Genomic DNA, 19,067 nt, shown 5'->3' with positions numbered 1-19,067 from the left:
CGATCGGCGGTAACTGAAAACACGCTGTTCACCCGGCGATCGACAATTCCCGCGCCCCTTCGACTCGCAATCGCGGCGCGCGGATGATAATTTCTCCCGGTCGGCAGGGAAGTCCGCTTCTCGGGCTGCGGGGCGCCGCCGATATCACATCAGTTTTCGAGTGGAGCCCGCGTGCGTTGTCGTTTGTGTGACTCGGTCCGACTGTCGAGCGTTGTGGACCTCGGAGCCACACCCCCGTGTGAGAAGTTCCTGGCCGCCGACGAACTCGACCTGCCCGAGCAGACCTATCCGCTGCACCTGCGGGTGTGCGAGGACTGCCTGCTGCTCCAGATACCGGCGCTGATCACCCCCGAGGACACCTTCACCGAATACGCCTATTTCTCCTCCTATTCCGACAGCTGGGTGCGCCATGCCGCCACCTTCGTCGACGAGGCGATCAGCCGGTTGGGGCTCACCGCGGACTCGTTCGTGGCCGAAGTCGCCAGCAACGACGGATATCTGCTGCGCCACGTGGTCGAGGCCGGAATCCCCTGCCTCGGCATCGAACCCTCGGTCAATGTCGGGGCCGCCGCGCGCGAGGCCGGCGTGCCCACCGTCACCGCCTTCCTGGACGAGACGCTGGCGCGGCGGATACGCGACGAACACGGCCCCGCCGACCTCGTGGTGGCGAACAACGTCTACGCCCACATCCCGGATCTGCGCGGTTTCACCCGGGCCCTGCGCACGCTGGTGGCCGAGGACGGCTGGCTCTCGATAGAGGTGCACCACGCGCTGCCGCTGGTGCGTCACGGTCAGTTCGACACGATCTATCACGAGCATTTCCAGTACTACACGCTGCTGTCGGCCCAGCGCGCCCTCGCGAGCGCCGGGCTCACGGTGGCCGACGTGACCGAATTGCCGACGCACGGCGGATCGCTGCGGATCTGGGCCAGGCCCGAATCGGTCGCCGTGCCGACCGAGCGGGTGGCCGCCCTGCTCGAACGCGAGGCCGCCGAGGGTCTGCACGACGTCGCGGGATACGCGGCGCTGCGCACCCGCGCCGAGACCGTGCGCCAGGACCTGTTGCGGTACCTGTTGGTGCAGCGCGAGGCCGGGCGTCGCGTGGTCGGCTACGGCGCGCCCGGCAAGGGCAACACGCTGCTGAACTACTGCGGCATCCGGCCCGACCTGCTCGAATACACGGTGGACCGCAACCCGTACAAACACGGCCGCTACACCCCCGGCACCCGCATCCCGATCCACGCCCCCGAGCGCATCGACGCCGACCGGCCCGATGTGGTGGTGGTGCTGCCGTGGAATCTCGAATCCGAGATCACCGCCCAACTGCGCCATATCGGCGAATGGGGCGGGCGACTGGTCTACCCGATGCCCACCGTGCGGGTGGTCGACCCGAACGCGGTCGGCTCCGACGTCGTGGAGGTGGTCCCGGTATGAAGGTGGTTCTCTTCTGCGGCGGATACGGAATGCGTATGCGCCACAGCGATACCGACGTGGTGCCCAAACCGATGCAGATGGTCGGCCCGCGCCCGCTGATCTGGCACGTGATGCGGTACTACGCCCATTTCGGGCACCGCGAGTTCATCCTCTGCCTCGGGTACGGCGCACACCACATCAAGGAATTCTTCCTCGGCTACCAGGAGACGATGTCCAACGATTTCGTCATCCGAGACGGCAAGGTGGAACTGCTCGGCTCCGATATCGCGGACTGGACCATCACCTTCGTCGACACCGGCGTCGAATCGGCCATCGGCGAACGACTGCGCCGGGTGCGCCCGCACCTCGACGGCGACGAGATGTTCCTGGCCAACTACTCCGACGTCCTGACCGACGCGCCGCTCGACACCATGGTCGACCGGCTCCGCGAATCGGGCGCGGCCGCCTCCATGATGGTGGTGCCGCCGCAGTCCTCGTTCCACTGCGTGGAGATGCGACCCGGCGGCGAGATCAAGGACATCACGCCGGTGGCGCGGCTGCCGATCTGGGAGAACGGCGGCTATTTCGTGCTCACCCAGGAGATCTTCGACCACCTGCCGCCCGGTGGCGACCTGGTCGAGGACGCCTGCGGCGCGCTGGCCGCGCGGGGACGGCTGCTCGGTTACCAGCACTCGGGATTCTGGAAACCCGCCGACACCTTCAAGGAGCGGGCCGAACTCGACGCCGGCTACCACCGCGGCGACCGTCCGTGGATGGTGTGGGAGCCGCGGTCACCGTGATCACGCTGACCACCGCGCCGCTGCGCGAGATCGCGATACTCGGCGCGCACTGCGACGATATCGCCATCGGCATGGGCGCGACCCTGCTCGCGCTGACCCGTCGCCACCCCGATCTGCGGGTGCGCGCCCTGGTGCTCTCGGGCCGCGACACCCCGCGCGCCGAGGAGGAACGCAAGGCGCTGGAGAGTTTCTGCGGCACCGCCGATCTGGAACTGACCGTCCTCGACATCCCCGACGGGCGCGCCCCGGCGCACTGGGCGGCGGTCAAGGACGCGCTGGCGACGTTCCGGCGCGCGACCGAGCCGGAGGTGGTCTTCGCACCCCAGCGCGGTGACGCCCACCAGGATCACCGGACCCTCGCCGAACTGGTGCCCACCGAATTCCGTAACCATCTCGTCCTCGGATACGAGATACTGAAGTGGGAGACCGACACCCCGAAACCGGAACTCCTGCATCCGGTTTCGCCGGAGCTCGCGGCCGAGAAGGCACGCCTGCTCTTGCAGTGCTATCCCTCGCAGGTGGGGCGGGACTGGTTCGACGAAGCGGCGTTCCTCGGTCTGGCACGGATCCGAGGGGTGCAGTGCCATGCCGCGTACGCGGAGGGTTTCGTGATCGACAAGGCTGTCATCGAGTTCGGAGGAATGTAGCGGATGCGTGTACTCGTCACCGGCCATCAGGGCTATCTCGGCACCGTCATGGTGCCGGTGCTGCGCGCGAGCGGCCATGAGGTGACCGGACTCGACATCGGCTACTTCGCCGACTGTGTCCTGGGTTCGGCGCCGCAGGATCCGCCCGGTATCGCGGCCGACCTGCGCGATGTGACGGCCGAGCAGCTCGTCGGGTTCGACGCGGTGATCCACCTTGCGGCGCTGTCCAACGATCCGTTGGGCGCGCTGGTCCCCCAGATCACCCACGACATCAATCATCACGCGTCGGTACGGCTGGCCCGGCTGGCCAAGGACGCGGGCGTGACCAGATTCCTCTACGCCTCGACCTGTTCGGTGTACGGGTCGGCGGGCGACGGCCTGGTCGACGAGAGCGCGCCGCTGCGACCGCTGACCCCCTACGCGCAGAGCAAGGTCCGGGTCGAGGACGATCTGGTGGCGCTGGCCGATTCCGGGTTCAGCCCGGTATTCCTGCGCAACGCCACCGCGTTCGGATTCTCGCCGCGTCTGCGCGCGGATATCGTGCTGAACAACCTGGTCGGTCACGCGGTGCTCGACGGCGTGGTCAAGGTGCTCTCCGACGGCACACCGTGGCGTCCGCTCGTGCACGCCGAGGACATCGCGCGCGCGTTCGCGGTCTGCCTGGAGGCGCCGACGGCGGCGATCCACTGCCGGGCCTACAACATCGGCACCGAGACCAACAACCTCACCGTCGCCGAGATCGCCGACGCCGTGGCCGCGGTGGTGCCCGGAGCGAAGGTGCTGATCACCGGGGAATCGGGGGCCGATCCGCGCTCGTACCGGGTCGATTTCGCCGCCGCCCGCCGCGAACTCGGATTCGAGGCGCGCTGGAGCGTCGCCGCCGGGGCCGAGGAGCTCTACACCGAATACCGCGACCGCGGTCTGACCGCGACCGATTTCGCCGAACGCTTCGTCCGGCTGTCCCGGCTGCGCGAACTCGGCGAACGCGGGGATATCGACGGCGAATTGCGCCGGATCGGCCATGCCGCCGCGTCCGCCGGGGACAGTCCGGTCAGGGTCGGTGGGTGAGGTGAGTCGAATCGGCCGGGGCGCGTGCCCGAATCCTCAGTGCCCGCCGGTGACGGCCGGGCGACGACGGCGGCGGCGCGATCCCCGATGAGCGACGTCGTCAGCAGCGATTGCCGGGCGTGCGGCGGCCGGGACCTGGAGATCGTCCTCGATCTGGGCCGCATGCCCGCCGCCGACCACTTCCCCGCCGCGACATCACCGGTGCGGCCGGAGGAGGCCGCCCATCCCCTGTCGATGACGCTGTGCCGCGCCTGCGGGCTCGCCCAGCTCGGCGCGGACGACACCGATACCGCCGAACCGCGCGGGGTCGAGCCGCGCGCGCTGCGCGATCAGGCCGCCGACGCGGTCGCGCGGGTGGCGTCGGCGGGTTTGCTGCGTGGTACGACGGTGCGCGAATTCGGTAGTCCGCACGGCGGTAGCTGGCTGGGATTGCTGGCAGAACGCGGTTTCACCCCGACCGACGGACCCGCCGACGTGGTGCTCGACAGCTTCGGGTTGATGCACGAACCGGACCAGCGCGCGGCGTTCACCGCGCGGGCCGCCGCCACCGCGCCCGGTGGGGTACTGCTCGTGCAGTACCATTCGCTGCATACCATCGTGGCGGGAGAACAGTGGAATGCCTTGCGGCACGGTCACTTCGCTTACTACACACTGGCCGTACTGCGCACACTGCTCCGTTCGGCCGGTTTGTCGGCGATCGCCGCGTGGGAATTCGATCTGTACGGCGGCACGGTGCTGATCGCGGCCGTTCACGACGCGGCGGCCGAGACCACCGTCGTCGACATCGACGGCCCTGAATCGCTGGGGCGGGTGCTCGCGCGCGAGCACGGCATGGACGACCCCGACCTGGTGCGAGGACTGCAACGCGCCGCCGACCGCAATACCGCGGCGCTGCGCGATCGACTGGAAGAGCTTGCCGCCCAGGGATCGACGGTCTACGCCTACGGCGCCGCCTCGCGCGCCGTCGCGCTGCTGTGCCGGGCCGGTGTGCACAGAGGTTTGCTGGCGGCGGTGGCCGACGCCTCCCCCGCCAAACAGGGCAGGCGGATGCCCGGCACCGACGTGCCGATCATCGGTCCGCTCGAGCTGGTCGCCGCCGACCCGGACCGGGTGCTGCTGACCATTCCCGACCTGCGGGCCGAGGTCGAGGAAACATATCCCGAACTGGCCGGACGCTGGTTCATCGACGAACCGTCCGTGATTTCCGGGGAGCGGCCGATCCGATAGTGCGCTGGCAGGGGTGGCGCCGCTGTGAAGTCGACCACGTGCGGTGAATCGGGGTTCCCACCCCAGGTAATACGAGATAGCTTTTCTATTGCTCTGCCGATTCTTTGATTCGGAATTCACAGGGCATTACAGACAAGGGCAGTATGAAATTTCCCGGGACACGGCCACGACGAGTGCCGCCGGACCATTCCCCCCGCACCGATTCGGCGTGTTGGACGCGATTCCTTCTGTGTTAGGTCGCCTTGTCCGCCGATTCTCCCGCGAAAACGTGATGTCGGCCCTCGGTTGCCATGCCACGTCCACCCACAATTCACATCGTATTGCCGCCATGTTGCCGAACTTATTTTTATCAGATTTATCCTATTAAAAGGAGGGGAAGTGGTCAGCCTTTCGGTATGTGTCCCCGCCTACCAAGCCGGACGCACTCTGGAACCGACGTTGCGCTCGATTCTGAGCCAGGACGCCGACTTCGAACTGCTCGTGCTCGACAACGCGAGCACCGACGCCACGGGGGAGATCGCGGCGTCGTTCGACGACCCGCGATTGCGGGTGGAACGCAACGATTCGAGTCTGCGCATCGGCGACAACTGGAACCGTGCGATCCACCTGTCCACCGGCGACCTGGTCAAGGTCGTGTGCGCCGACGACATCCTGCTGCCCGGCTCGCTGGCCGCGCAGCTCGAGATCATGCGTGATCGCACCTTCGCGATCAGCTCCTCCCGTTTCCAGGTCATCGACGAGAGCGGCGAACTGCTCGAGACCGATCTGGGACTGCCCGGCCTGGACGGTGTGCACACCCCCCGTTCACTGGCGCGCACCATCGTGCGACGCGGACCCGCCGATTTCGGTCCGACCGCGGCGGCGATGTTCCGGCGCGAGCATTTCGACAAGGTCGGCGGACTGCGCGGGGATCTGGTGTTCCCGATGGATGTCGACCTGTTCGCCCGGGTCGGCCAGTTCGGCCTGTTCTACGGACTCACCGAAGTCGCCGCCGCGTGGCGCGATTCCACCTTCAATCTGTGCAGCCGGACCTCGACGTTCAGCAAACTCACCGAACTGCTGCGGTTCCATCACCGGCTCGCCCGTGACTGCCCGCGCCTGCTCTCGCCGCTGGACGTGGCCGTCGGTGATCTGCGCCTGGCCCGCGAAGTACTGCACCGGCTGCGGGTGCGCACCACCGCGCTCGCGCTGACGGGACTGCGGCGATGACGGCCTCCGAGCACCCCGTGCGGGTCCACATGACCGGATCGGAATGGTTCGGTTCCGCGCCCGGCGGATTGAACCGCTATTTCACCGATCTGCACGGCGCGCTCGCCGCCCGTCCGGATGTCGTCGTCTCCTCCGCCGCCTTCGGCACCGCGCCCGAGGGCGGCGGTTCGTGGGGTCCGGTCGGCGGATCGACCCTGACACGCGCCCGCACCGCCTACCTCGACCGCCCGGGCGCGGGCCCGGCGATCCTGGACCGGCATTTCGCGCTCTACGGGCCGCCCGCCCGTCGCGGGCATCCGCTCGTCGTGCATTTCCACGGCCCGTGGGCGGCCGAGAGCCGGATGGCGGGCGGCGGATCACTCGCGGTCCGCGCCAAATTCGCGATCGAACGGCTCCGGGCCCGAGGGGCCGACCGATTCGTCGTCCTGTCCGAACATTTCCGCGATCTGCTCGTCTCGGACTACCGGATGCGGCCCGAGGCCGTTCGGGTGCTGCCGCCGGGCGTCGACCTGGACCGCTTCCCGCTGCGCGCACGCGACGAGGTGACGGCGCGACCGCTGGTGCTGTGCGTGCGCAGGCTCGAACAGCGGATGGGAATCGACGTCCTGCTGCGCGGCTGGCCCGCGGTGGTCGCGGCGTGCCCCGACGCGCGATTGGTGATCGTCGGCACCGGCACCGCCGAGGCGGCGTTGCGCGAACAGGCCGCCCCGTACCGCGACACCGTCACCTTCGAGGGCACCGCGACCGACGAACGGCTCGCCGAGCTGTACGCGCGGGCCGCGTGCACCGTCGTGCCCTCGGTGGCGCTGGAGGGGTTCGGGCTGATCGCGCTGGAATCGCTGGCGTCCGGCCGCGCGCCGGTGGTGACCGACTGCGGCGGACTCCCCGATTCGGTACGTGGGCTCGACCCGTCACTGATCGTCACGGCGGGCGACGCGGACGCCTTGGCCGCCAGACTCGCCGCCGCGCTGTCCGGTGACCTGCCCGATCCGGCACGGTGCCGCGCGCACGCGGAGACCTTCTCCTGGGCCACCGCCGCCCAACGGCACGTGAACCTGTATCGGGAGTTGGCCGGATGATCACCGCCGTCTTCCTCACCCATACCGCCGCGCCCTCGGGCGCCGAACTGGCGACGCTGCGCCTGCTCACCGCGCTGGAGCGTGGCGGGTCGGTGCGCGCGTCGATGCTGCTCACCGAGGACGGACCGCTGGTCGCGTTGCTGCGCGCCCGAGGTATCCCGGTGACGGTGTGGCGCAACGATTTCGACAGCCGATCACTGACCATCTCCGGATCGGGACCGCTCGGCCTGCTCCGCGGCGCGGCCGATCTGGTGCGACTCGGCCGCGGTCTCGGCGTTGCCGTCGCCGAGGCCGGTGCGGACGTGGTGGTCGCGCAGAGCACCAAGGCACTGCTGATGGGCGCGATCGCCGCCCGGCGGGCCGGGGTGCCGCTGGTCTGGCAGGTCCACGACCGGATCTCCGGTGAATATTTCGGCGGCCCGCTGGCATTCGGGCTGCGTCTACTCGGCTGGTTGGCCGCGCGAGGGGTCGTCGCCAACAGCCGTGCCACCCTGCGGACGCTGCTGACCCGGCGCAGGCCGCACACCGTCGCCTATCCGGGGCTCGAACCGGGTCCCGCGATCGAGCGCGAGGCCCAGCGCGCGCCGGGCGAGGTGCGGATCGTCATGGTCGGACGCCTCACCTCGTGGAAGGGCCAGGATGTGCTGTTGCGCGCGGTGGCGCTGCTGCGGCACCGGCCGATGACGGTGCGACTGGTCGGCGGCACCTTCTTCGACGAACAGGACTACCGCGCCGAATTGGAGCGCCTCGCCGCCGAACTGGCGGTTCCGGTCGAATTCACCGGCCATCTCGGTGATCCCGGTCCCGAATTCGCCCGGGCCGATATCGCGGTGCACTGCTCGGTGACGGCCGAACCGTTCGGCCAGGTGGTCGTGGAGGCGATGCGGGCGGGCTGCGCTGTCGTCGCGGCCGACGCGGGCGGCCCCACCGAAATCGTCCGCACCGAACACGACGGACTGCTCGTCGCGCCGGGGGACGTGGCCGCGCTGGCCGCCGCGCTGGACCGGCTGATCGCCGACCCCGCGCTGCGCACCCGGCTCGGCGAATCCGCGCGCGCACGCGCGGCCGATTTCGGCATCGAGGCGACCGCCGCTTCGGTGACCGCGCTGCTCGACACCGTGGTGCGCGGGCGCGCACCGGTTTCCGATCCGGATTCGGCGGCGTCGCGATGACGCTGCCCACCGAGCGCACGGTCCCCATCCGGATCCGCCCGCGCTACTACCCGGTCTCGCTGGACGGTCTGCGCGCGCCCGAATTCGATCCGCCGACCGAGATACTGCCGGTCCAGTACGTCGACCCACCGACGGTCAAACTTCCGGTACTCACCGTCTCGCTGCTGACGTCGCTGCCCGAGACCTCCGCCGAGGCCTCGCGCACCCGCGAACTGCTCGGCGTGCTGCGCGATATCGCCTACGTCAGCTTCGGCAAATACGGCCAGTACCTGGTGACGGTGGCGACGCTGCCGATCATCGCGCGCGTGCTGGGCGCGGCGGGACTCGGTCTGCTGGCGATCGGGATGTCGTCGTATTTCCTCGGGTCGCTGGTCGTCGACCTCGGGATCACCTCGTTCCTCGCGGCGCGGGTGCAGGAGACGGGCGTCCGTCGCGATTCGGTGAACCGCACGCGCGGAACCTATCTCGCGATCCGCGCGTCACTGCTGGGCGTGCTCACCTTGGCGCTTGCCGTCGGCATCGCCCTCAGGGTGCCGGAACACCTGCATATGATCCTGCTCGGACTCTTCGTCGGCGGTTTCTGGTCGATGTCGGAGGACTGGGTCCTGATCGGGCAGGGCCGTTTCGGGGCGTCGACCGTCTACCAGGCGGTGGCCCGGCTCGCCTATCTCGGTCTGCTGCTCGTCGTGCTGCCGCACTGGCCGACCGCGAGCGTGGCGATGCTGTGCCTACTCGCCAACGCGGCGGTGAGCGTAGTGCTGACCTGGTGGGACACCTGGCGCGGTTTCGGGCCGCCCGCCCGGCCGCGCGGGGTGTTCGCGATGCTGCGGACTGCCGCGCCCGTCGTCACCGGCCGACTGATGACGACCAGCTACGGCCAGGGGTCGGCCACCGTCTACGGTTCGGTGCTCGACGCGGTGTCACTGGGCCTGTACTCGGCCTCGGACCGGTTGGTGCGCGCGGTGCAGTCGATGCTGGACCCGATCGGGTTCGCGTTGCTGCCACGGATGGCCAAACGCAGCGGCGAGGCGCGGTTCTGGCCCGACGCCCATCGCGCGCTCGCCGCCTGCGTGCTCGCGGCGTGTGTGGCGTGCGCGGGACTGTGGTTCGCCGCGCCGACCATCGTCACCCTGGTCTTCGGCCAGGAATTCGAAGGAGCGGTGGCGGTGCTGCGACTCGAGGTGCTGATCCTGCCAGCGACCACGGTGACCTCCTTCGTCACCACCGCGGTGTTGCCGGTGCGCCAGGACACCGTCGGTGTGCTGATCGGCGCGGTGACCGGCACGGTCGTCGCGGGAATCGCGCTGCTGCTCGCGGTGCGGTCCCATTCGGTATGGACCCTGGTCGGCGGCATCGTCGCCGCCGAGATCGCGGTCGCGATCTGGTATCTCGCGCGGATGCGCGGGTTGATGGCACGAGAACGCAGAGCGGCGCGCGCCGCACCCTCGCCCACGGTCTCGGAAAGGCGGACGCCATGAAGATCCTCTTCGTCGGCGACGACTGGCTCGGAAGCAACGCACGCTCACTCGCCGAGGGTTTCCGGCGGCTCGGGCACGAGGTCAACATGGTCGACTCGACCCCGGCGACCCTGCCGCCGCGGCTGTCGCCGTCGTGGCTGTACGCGAAATCCCACGAGCAACGCGCGCCGTGGACGGTCGAGCACGTCCACACCCGGATCGAGCGCGCCGCGGCCGAACTGCGTCCCGACCTCGTCTTCGCCTTCAAATCGGTCCATCTGGACCAGCGCAAGCTGCTCGATATCCCGGCCAGGCTGCATGTGCACTACAGTCCCGACGACGTCGCCAACCCGGTGAACACGACACCGGACTACCTGGCCCACGAATCCGAGTGGGATCTGGTGGTGACGACCAAACGGCACAATGTGCCCGAACTGCTCGATCGAGGCGCGAAGGAGGCACTCTTCGTGCGCAGTGCCTACGACCCCGCCTGGCATCATCCCTGCGCCCGGCGCACCACCCGCCAGTACCTGGTCGGTTTCATCGGGGCGTGCAGGCCGGACCGCCGCGACGGCATGGTCTCGCTCGCGCGGGCCTACGGCGCGCAGTTGCTCGTCGCCGGGCCCGGCTGGCGGCGGGTGCGCCAGTTGCGCACCACCCGCGCCGAAGTCGCGGGCGCGGTCTACGGCCAGGACTTCTCGATGACGGTGGCGTCGGTGACCGCGAACCTGGTGCTGCTCAACTCCGACAACCGCGACACCCACACCTGCCGCACCTTCGAGGTGCCCGCGGCGGGCGGTCTGTTCGTCGGCGAGCGCACCGACGAACACGCCGAACTGCTCGAGGACGGCGCCGAGGCGTTCCTGTTCTCCAGCCGCGACGAACTCGACGAGATCCTCGAGCGCGCGTCGCTGTATCCGGATCAGGCGGCCAAGATCGCCGAGGCCGGCTTCCGCCGCATCATCGACGGCGGCCACAGCTACGCCGATCGAGCCGGGGAGATCCTGCGTGCGCTGGACCGATAGCGCGGTGCGGCCGTGACGATGCCCGCCCTCGAACCCGAAATCCTCGTCATCATGGCGGCATTGGCCACCATGGTGGTCGCCGCCGCGCTGACCTCGGGTGTGCTTCGGGTTCTCCTGGTCGCGCAGGCGCTGTACTGGGCGATGTCCTACGTGGCCCGACCTGCGGTGCTGCTCACGGTCCTGCCCGACCCGCATTTCGGTGACAACGTGGCCGATCCGCGCCTGGCCGCGCTCGGCTACGACGTCGCGATCGGCGAGGTGCTGCGCCCGGTGGCCTTCGGACTGTCCGTGTACGCGCTGCTGGTACTGGGTTACGCGCTGTGGTCGCGACGGAATCGGACACCTCGGGTCGCCGTGCTCGCGGGCGACCCGGATCTGACCGCCACCCTCGGGGTGCTCTACGTACTCGGCACCATGGCCAGGCTGGCCGCCGCCGCCAGCGGCGCCGCGGGCGGTGCGGGTGAAGTACAGAGCGCCTCGCCGATTCTGAGCCTGCTGACCATGCCCGCCACCCTCGGCGCGGTCGGACTGATCATCTTCTACCGCTCGGCCAAACCCGTGAACACCGCGCTGTTGCTCGGCATCCTGATGCTCGGCGAGTTGTGGTGGACCACGACGATCCAGTCCAAGACACCGGTACTCGGCGCGGCGCTGGCCATCGCGGTGCGCTTCGCGCTCACCGGCTGGTCACGGGGCAAGATCGCGGGCATCGGGGCGGTGTCGATCGCGGGAATCGCCGGATTCGACTGGCTGCAATCGCTCAAGTCGACCCCGTATCTGCGCGCCCAGGCCGAACTCATCGACTCCGCCTACCCGGAGCCCGTGCGACCGTTCCTCGGTCTGCTGCGCCGGTTCGATCTGCTCGAGGCCGCCACCGACGCCTACTACACCGGCCCGTCCTCGTGGCTGTCGCCGGGCGAGGTGGTCGGCCATCTGGCGCGCAGCATGATCCCCGGCCAATTGCTGGCTGAGCCGAAATTGCAGTCGGGTACCGCGTGGGCCACCGAGGTGCGCGGCGCTTCGGTCGACATGAGTCAGATCTCGGTCTCGCTGGCCGAGGGCAATGTCAACGAGGGCTACGTGATCGGCGGGACCGCCGGTGTCGTGGTCGGCGTGGCGTTCACGGCGGTCGTGCTCATCTGCTGGTCGCGGTCGCTGTACTCGCGGCATCTGCCCGCCGTGATGTTCGGCATCGCGCTGGTCGAGGTGCCCGTGGTCTTCGAACGCGGAATGCTCGGCAGCGCGGAAACTCTCGGAAAATATCTCCAGGTCGTCGTCCTCGCGTGGCTCACCCATCTCGTGGTCGTCGAATGGCGGCGTTACAGACAACGAACGACCACGACCGGTACCGCGGTTCCGGTGTCCGTGGGAAGCAAAGGAAGCGAATAATGGGATTTGTCGACTACCTGCATATCGCCCGCAGGCGCTGGGCGGTTCTGCTGGCCGGGTTGGTGCTGGGCGTCGTGCTCGCGGCGTTCCAGATCCAGTCGACACCCGCGACCTACTCCGCCTCGAGCACGATGTACGTCTCGATGGCAACCGGAACCTCGGTCGCCGATTCCTACCAGGGCGGGTTGGCCGCGCAGCAGCGCGTGCGCTCGTATCTGGAACTGGTCTCCAGCGACGCCGTGGTGGATCGGGTGATCGGCCAGCTCGGGCTGCGGCTGTCCCGCGACGAGATGCGCGGCAAGATCACCGTCGACGCCCCGCCCGCGACCACGCTGTTGACGGTGACGGTCACCGACGAGGATCCCGAGCGCAGTCGCGTGATGACCGACGAGGTCGTCTCGCAGTTGCGCGCGCTGGTCGACGATCTGGAGACCATCGAGCGCACCGCCGCGCCCGCCGCCAGGGTCGCGGTGGTCGACCGCGCGGAACGTCCGACCGACCCGAGTGGACCGCAGTCGACGAAAACCCTCGCCCTCGGCATCCTGGCCGGTCTCGTACTCGGCGCGGGCGCCGCGTTCGTGTGGGAGCGGCTGGACCGTACGGTGCGCGCCGCCACCGAGTTGGCTTCGCTCGGACCGATTCTCGGTTCGGTGACCCCCGGTGCGGAATCGGAGACCGACGACCTGCGCGCACTGCGGGCGCGGCTGCCCGAGCAGGCGAAATCGGTGCTGATCTCCTCGATCGGCCCGCTGCCCGCGCCGAATGTGGCAGGCGGCCTGGCGAATACGCTCGCCGCGACCGGCGCGCGGGTGCTGCTGATCGATACCGCGGCCGGACGCACCGTCGTCACGGCGGCCGATGTCGTCCGGGCCGACGTGACGCCCGTCGTCGCGGACCGACCGCTCGTCCCCGAGGGTGACTGGCCGGTGCACCACAACGGTCAGTCCGCCCCCGTGGCCCCGGTGCCCGTCGCGGCGACCGACGGCGGCGAGATGCTGTTCGAGAACGCGGCCCAGCGCACGACGGTCCTGGATCTGCGCAAGATTCCGGCCAAACCGCCGGTCGGCGACGGCGGGTCCCCCGCCGCACCGCCGCATATCGCCGCACCCGCGCATCCCGTCGCCCCGCCGCAGCCCGTCGTCGCGCGCTCGGGCGGACTCGGCGCACTGCTGCGCGGTGAAACCGCCTTCGCCGACGCGGTACTCGCGCCGGGCGAGCAGTCCTATTCGCTGCTGCCGCTCGGCGACGCCGATCCGACGACCTCGGATCTGCTCGCCTCCGATCGTTTCGACACCGTCCTGACCGACGCCGAGGCGCGATTCGACCACGTCGTCGTCGCGGCCAGTGGAACCGACGCGCTCGCGGTCGCGGAGAAATGCGACGTGACCGTCGCGGCTGTCGAACTCCCCGCCCGCAGCCTCGACGGCGTCACCGCCGACCTGAACGCGCTGACCGGCGCCGGGGCGACACTCACCGGACTCGTCACGGTGCCGGTGCGCCGCCGGTGGGGCCGCCGCATCGTGCAGGTGCGTGAATGACGGCGCGCCCGCCGATCGTCTCCACCACCTCCACCGCCGACCACGACGGACCGGGACGGTAGGCCGTGTACGCGCGCCTACCCGGACGCCGGAAACACTGGCGAGTCCTCCTACCCGTGGGGCTGCTCGCGTTCCTGGCGACGGTCGTCGTGGCGGGACTTCCGGTCTACGTGTACCCGCAGGTCGACCCGCTGCGGCCCGCCGACGCGATCGTCGTCCTCGGCGGCACGGCCTACGAACGTTTCGACGTCGGACTCGACCTCGCCGAACGGGGGTTCGCGCCGGAACTGGTGATCTCGGCCTCGACCGGTCTCGACGACCCCTGGATGGCCAAGTACTGCGACGGCGAATTCCCTTTCCGGGTGGCGTGTTTCGAGCCCGATCCGTGGACCACCCAGGGTGAGGCGCAGGAGATCCGGCGCCGCGCCTCGGCCGAGAACTGGCGTCACATCATCGTCGTCACCTTCACCCCGCACGTGTCGCGCGCCCGCTACATCGTCGGCAAATGTTTCGACGGCGAGCTGACCATGGTGGCCAGCCCGAGCCGGTCCGACCTCGCATTCCGGGCGTGGATGTATCTGCGTCAGAGCGCCGGATATCTCAAGGCCGCCACCGAATTCGGCTGCTGAGCACCGAGAGGAACGAGCATGGACCCGACCACGTCGAGGAGTTTCGCCCGTAGCGACGCCGCGCGGGCCCGCCTGCACGAGCTGGTACCGGGCGGCGCGCACACCTACGCCAGGGGCGACGACCAGTATCCCGAGCACATGGCCCCGATCCTGGTGCGCGGCAACGGATGCCGGGTTGTCGACCGTGACGGCAACGAATACGTCGAATACGGCATGGGCCTGCGCTCGGTCACCCTCGGGCACGGCTACCGTCCCGTGGTCGACGCGGTGAGCGCCGCCATCGCCGACGGCGTGAACTTCTCCCGCCCCACCGAACTGGAACTGCTGGCCGCAGAGGATTTCCTTGCGCTGGTCCCCGGCGCCGATATGGTGAAATTCGCCAAGAACGGCTCGGACGTGACCACGGCGGCCGTGCGCCTGGCCCGCGCCGTCACCGGACGGCTCACCGTCGCCGCCTGCGACCAGCCCTTCTTCTCCGTCGACGACTGGTTCATCGGCACCACGGCGATGGACAGCGGCATCCCCGCCCCGCCGACGGTGCGCTTCCCCTACAACGACCTCCCCGCGCTGGAGGCGGTCCTCGCCGGAAACGAGGTCGCCTGTGTGCTGCTGGAAGCGGCGACCGCGCTGCACGAACCGCTGCCCGGCTACCTCGAAGGCGTGCGCGCGCTGTGCGACCGCTACGGCGCGCTGTTGGTATTCGACGAGATCATCACCGGATTCCGCTGGTCCTCCGGTGGCGCGCAGCGGGTGTACGGGGTGGTCCCCGACCTGTCGTGCTGGGGCAAGGCGATGGGTAACGGCTTCCCGCTGTCGGCCCTGGCCGGTAAGCGCGAGTACATGGAACTCGGCGGTCTGCGCACCGACCGGGCGCGCGTATTCCTGCTCTCCACCACCCACGGGCCGGAAACCGGCGCGCTGGCGGCCTTCCGCGCGGTGGTGCACGCCTACGCGACCACCGATCCCATCGGGCGCATGGAACACGCGGGTCGGCGACTGCGCGCGGGATTCGAGGAGATCACCGCCGAGCTGGGAATCGCCGATCGGCTGCGTATCGCCGGACGGTCGTCGTGCCTGATCTTCCAGACCTTCGACCTCGACGGCGTCGCCTCCCAGGAATTCCGCACCCTGTTCCTCCAGGAACTGCTGCGCCACGGGGTGCTCGGTCAGTCCTTCGTCACCTCCGCCGCCCACACCGACGCCGATATCGACCACACGATCGCCGCCTGTCACGCGGCGGCGCGGTTGTATCGGCGCGCGCTCGACGACGGCGGCGGCGCGGACCCCCACCTCACCGGCAGACCGGTCGCGCCCGCGTTGCGCCGTTTCGCCGACCCACGACGGCTGGAAGGAGCGGTGTTGTGAGCGAACCGCGCATCGCCCTGGTACACGAACGTTTCACCGAATACGGCGGATCGGAGGCCGTGGTCGGCGAATTCGCGCGCACCTGGCCGCAGGCGTCGGTGTACGCGCCGATCGTCGACCCCGCGCGGGCTCCGGCCATCGCCCATCCGCCGTGGGACACCATCGAGACCACCTGGCTCTCGCGCGTGCACGCCGCGACCGGCCGTCGCTCGCACGCGCCGCTGTTGCCGCTGGTCCCGCGCGCCCTGCGCGGACTGCCGTTGCGCGACCGGTTCGACGCGGTGGTGGTCAGCCACCACGCTTTCGCCGTCCAGGCGGTATTCGCGACCGACGCGCCCGTCGTCGCCTACGTCCACAGCCCGGCGCGCTGGGCCTGGGATCCCGCCTTCCGCGCCCGTGAGGCAGGCGGTTTCGCCGGTCGCGCGGCGCTGGTCGCGCTGGGCGCGGTCGCCCGTCGCGCCGAACGCGCCGCCGCGCCGCGTCTGCACACCGTCGTCGCCAATTCGCACGCGGTCGCCGCGCGGGTCGGCGAGTGGTGGGATCTGCCCGCGGTGGTGGTCAACCCTCCGGTCCGCCTCGACCGCTTCTCGCTCGACGCCGCCGTCCCGCGCGAGGATTTCCTGCTCTTCGCCGGACGGCTCGTGCCCTACAAACGTCCCGACCTCGCGATCCGCATCGCCCAGCGTTCGGGGCGCAGGCTCGTGGTCGTGGGCGACGGCCGCTACCGCCGTCAGCTGGAGGCCATCGCCGGATCCGAGACCACCTTCCTCGGCGCCGCCCCCGACGACGTACTGGTGGATATGTACCGCCGCTGCCACGCCCTGCTCATGCCCGGCGTGGAGGATTTCGGCATCGTCCCCGTCGAGGCGATGGCCTGTGGCGCACCGGTTCTCGCGGTCGGCGAAGGCGGTGCGCTCGACACCGTCACCCCCGGCGTCACCGGCGCGCACATCCCGTTCGGCACCGACGAGGAGGTCGTCACCGGCTTCGCCGAGGTCTTGGACGCCGGGAAGACCTACGAACCGGCCGTCATCCGCGCGCACGCGGAATCCTTCGGGCCCGAGGCGTTTCGCGCACGGATGGCGGAAGTGGTTGCGGGAGTGTTGGATTCGTCTTCCCAGAAATCTGTTCGATGAGACGGCCGCGATACTTGACCTGAACCAAGGTTCATGTCCGAGGCTGGGACCATGACACAGAACCCGGACAACTGGAACATCGTCTACGACAACGACACCGCCCCCTGGGTGATCGGTGCGCCGCAGCCCGCGATCGTCGCCGCCGAGGCCGACGGCTGGATTCGCGGCCGCGTCCTGGATCCGGGGGCGGGCGCGGGCGAACACACCATCGCCCTGACCGAGCTCGGCTACGACGTGCTCGGCGTCGACCTGTCACCCAGCGCCGTCGCCTACGCGCGCCGTAACGCTGACGCCAAGGGGGTCGCGCGAGCTCGATTCGAGGTCGCCGATCTGCTCACCTTCGCCGACCCCGCCGTCGAGCCACTCGGCGAATTCGACACCGTCCTCGACAGCGCCCTTTTCCACGTCTTCGTCGACGATCCCGCGGGACGTGCCACCTATGTGCGCGCCCTGCGACGCCTGTGCGTCCCCGGTGGCCACGTCATCGTCCTGGCCCTTTCCGACACGGAGAAGGGTTTCGGCCCGCGGATCGGCGAGAACGTCATCCGTGACGGTTTCGCCGACGGCTGGACCATCGAACAGCTCGGCCCGACGATCTATCGCGGCCGCGTCACCGAGGTCGTCGCCGAGGACGCCGCCCGCCACGGGCTGCCCACCGAAGGCCCGATCGACACCGCGGCCTGGCTCGCCCGCATCCGCCGCGACTGATCCGGCGGGTACGAACGACGGGCGAGCCACGGCGTCGACGCTCAGGTGGTGACGATCGTCGCCCCCGCGGTACCCGGCGCACCGTAGAGCAGCGCGAACCCCGCCTTCGGCTCGCCGGCGACCTGACGTTCGCCCGCGGTGCCACGCAATTGCAGCACCAACTCGTGCAGCTGACGCATACCCGACGCGCCGATCGGTTCGCCGTTGGCGATCAGCCCACCGTCGGTGTTCACCGGCAGCGAGCCCGAGATCTCGGTGGCGCCCTCGGCGATCAAACGCTCCTGATCGCCGTGCGCGCAGAACCCCGCCTCGGCCATGTGGATGACCTCCGCGCCCGCGTCGGTGTCCTGCAACTGGACGACATCGATGTCCTCGGGCGAGAGACCGGCCGATTCGAAGGCCGCGCGCGAGGCGTACACCGACGGGGACACGTCCTCGTCCACCGGCGCGTAGGTCGTATTGACCTCGTAGGCCCCGTAGGTCCGCGTGCGCACCTCCACCGCGCGCACGTACACCGGTTTGCTCGTGTAGCGATGCGCGATATCGGCCCGGCACATGATCACCGCCGCCGCGCCTTCGTCCGGCGCGCAGAACATGTAGTGGGTCAGCGGGTAGTTGAGCATCGGCGCGGCCAGGATCTCCTCCTCCGAAACCGGCTTGCGGCGGAAGGCATTCGGATTCAAACCACCGTTGCGGTAGTTCTTGGCCGCGACCCTGGCCAACGTCCGCACCGAGATGTCGTGATCGTGCAGGTAGCGATTGGCCTTCATGCCGAAGAACTGCGTGGTCAGATATTGCCCGTTCTCGCCGTACCACTTGGGCATGCCGACCAGGGTCGGGTCGACGGTGAACGCCCCGCGCGGATGTTTGTCCAGGCCGATCGCGATGCCGATGTCGTACTTCCCCAGCCGGATCGCGTCCGCGCACGCCTCGGTGGCGCTGGCCGAGGTGGCACACGCGTTGAAGACATTGGTGAACGGAATACCGGTCAAACCCATCAGACCCACGATCGCGTCGGGATTGGCGACCTCCCAACTACCGCCGACGGCGAATTGGATATCCCGCCATTCCAGTCCGGCGTCGGCCAGCGCGGCGCGGATGGCGTCGGTCCCCATCGCCATGGCGGTCTTGCCCTCGAAACGGCCGAAGGGATGCATACCCACGCCGATGATCGCCACATCGTTGCTCATATCAGAACTCCTGCC

The 19,067-nt window shown here is 69.5% G+C and carries 17 protein-coding genes; 16 read left to right on the top strand and 1 reads right to left on the bottom strand.

The features are described 5' to 3' along the window. The first annotated feature begins 171 nt into the window (after positions 1-171). From JZ792_RS08455 to JZ792_RS08380, 16 genes are all read left to right on the top strand, one after another. Entirely contained in the window at positions 172-1,434 is a 1,263-nt protein-coding gene (locus tag JZ792_RS08455) for a class I SAM-dependent methyltransferase (RefSeq protein ID WP_216908524.1), read from the top strand. Further along, positions 1,431-2,213, top strand: coding sequence for a glycosyltransferase family protein (locus JZ792_RS08450; RefSeq protein WP_216908522.1), 783 nt, complete (start codon positions 1,431-1,433; stop codon positions 2,211-2,213). The genes JZ792_RS08455 and JZ792_RS08450 overlap by 4 nt, the downstream gene beginning before the upstream one ends. Further along, positions 2,210-2,860, top strand: coding sequence for a PIG-L deacetylase family protein (locus tag JZ792_RS08445; protein ID WP_308165207.1), 651 nt, complete (start codon positions 2,210-2,212; stop codon positions 2,858-2,860). The genes JZ792_RS08450 and JZ792_RS08445 overlap by 4 nt, the downstream gene beginning before the upstream one ends. A gap of 3 nt (positions 2,861-2,863) precedes the next feature. Next, complete coding sequence (locus JZ792_RS08440) at positions 2,864-3,928, top strand: NAD-dependent epimerase/dehydratase family protein (protein ID WP_216908520.1); 1,065 nt, start codon at positions 2,864-2,866, stop codon at positions 3,926-3,928. An 87-nt stretch (positions 3,929-4,015) separates the two neighbouring features. Then, a complete protein-coding gene (locus JZ792_RS08435; protein WP_216908571.1) occupies positions 4,016-5,155 on the top strand; it encodes a class I SAM-dependent methyltransferase in 1,140 nt (379 codons plus the stop codon). A gap of 378 nt (positions 5,156-5,533) precedes the next feature. Next, complete coding sequence (locus tag JZ792_RS08430) at positions 5,534-6,364, top strand: glycosyltransferase family 2 protein (RefSeq protein ID WP_216908518.1); 831 nt, start codon at positions 5,534-5,536, stop codon at positions 6,362-6,364. Between the two features lie 29 nt (positions 6,365-6,393). Then, a complete protein-coding gene (locus JZ792_RS08425; RefSeq protein WP_216908569.1) occupies positions 6,394-7,443 on the top strand; it encodes a glycosyltransferase family 4 protein in 1,050 nt (349 codons plus the stop codon). Continuing rightward, complete coding sequence (locus JZ792_RS08420) at positions 7,440-8,615, top strand: glycosyltransferase family 4 protein (RefSeq protein WP_216908516.1); 1,176 nt, start codon at positions 7,440-7,442, stop codon at positions 8,613-8,615. The genes JZ792_RS08425 and JZ792_RS08420 overlap by 4 nt, the downstream gene beginning before the upstream one ends. A 164-nt stretch (positions 8,616-8,779) precedes the next feature. Beyond that, positions 8,780-10,093 carry a lipopolysaccharide biosynthesis protein gene (locus tag JZ792_RS08415; protein ID WP_438804307.1) on the top strand — a complete coding sequence of 438 codons (1,314 nt, stop codon included), beginning with the start codon at positions 8,780-8,782 and terminating at the stop codon, positions 10,091-10,093. After that, on the top strand, positions 10,090-11,097 hold the full coding sequence (locus tag JZ792_RS08410; protein WP_216908512.1) for a CgeB family protein: 1,008 nt from the start codon (positions 10,090-10,092) through the stop codon (positions 11,095-11,097). The genes JZ792_RS08415 and JZ792_RS08410 overlap by 4 nt, the downstream gene beginning before the upstream one ends. 18 nt (positions 11,098-11,115) lie before the next feature. Continuing rightward, positions 11,116-12,486 (top strand): hypothetical protein, encoded by a 1,371-nt coding sequence (locus JZ792_RS08405; RefSeq protein ID WP_216908567.1) that lies wholly within the window; start codon positions 11,116-11,118, stop codon positions 12,484-12,486. Continuing rightward, positions 12,486-14,024: a hypothetical protein gene (locus tag JZ792_RS08400; protein ID WP_216908510.1), complete on the top strand. Its 1,539-nt coding sequence runs from the start codon at positions 12,486-12,488 to the stop codon at positions 14,022-14,024. The genes JZ792_RS08405 and JZ792_RS08400 overlap by 1 nt, the downstream gene beginning before the upstream one ends. Before the next feature lie 65 nt (positions 14,025-14,089). Beyond that, positions 14,090-14,653, top strand: a complete 564-nt coding sequence (locus JZ792_RS08395; RefSeq protein ID WP_216908508.1) for a YdcF family protein — start codon at positions 14,090-14,092, stop codon at positions 14,651-14,653. Between the two features lie 18 nt (positions 14,654-14,671). Next, complete coding sequence (locus JZ792_RS08390; protein ID WP_216908506.1) at positions 14,672-16,018, top strand: glutamate-1-semialdehyde 2,1-aminomutase; 1,347 nt, start codon at positions 14,672-14,674, stop codon at positions 16,016-16,018. After that, positions 16,015-17,154, top strand: coding sequence for a glycosyltransferase (locus tag JZ792_RS08385; RefSeq protein WP_216908504.1), 1,140 nt, complete (start codon positions 16,015-16,017; stop codon positions 17,152-17,154). Before JZ792_RS08390 ends, JZ792_RS08385 begins: the two co-directional genes overlap by 4 nt. Before the next feature lie 51 nt (positions 17,155-17,205). After that, a complete protein-coding gene (locus JZ792_RS08380; protein WP_216908502.1) occupies positions 17,206-17,862 on the top strand; it encodes a class I SAM-dependent methyltransferase in 657 nt (218 codons plus the stop codon). Between the two features lie 41 nt (positions 17,863-17,903). On the opposite strand, the gene JZ792_RS08375 is transcribed toward JZ792_RS08380, so the two are convergent. Beyond that, positions 17,904-19,052, bottom strand: a complete 1,149-nt coding sequence (locus JZ792_RS08375; RefSeq protein WP_216908500.1) for a thiolase family protein — start codon at positions 19,050-19,052, stop codon at positions 17,904-17,906. Positions 19,053-19,067 lie beyond the last annotated feature (15 nt).

Origin of the sequence: Nocardia noduli, assembly GCF_019038455.1 — a bacterium.
Taxonomy (GTDB): Bacteria; Actinomycetota; Actinomycetes; order Mycobacteriales; family Mycobacteriaceae; genus Nocardia; species Nocardia noduli.
Note: the sequence above shows the minus strand (reverse complement) of the source record. Positions and strands in the feature narration are given on the sequence as shown.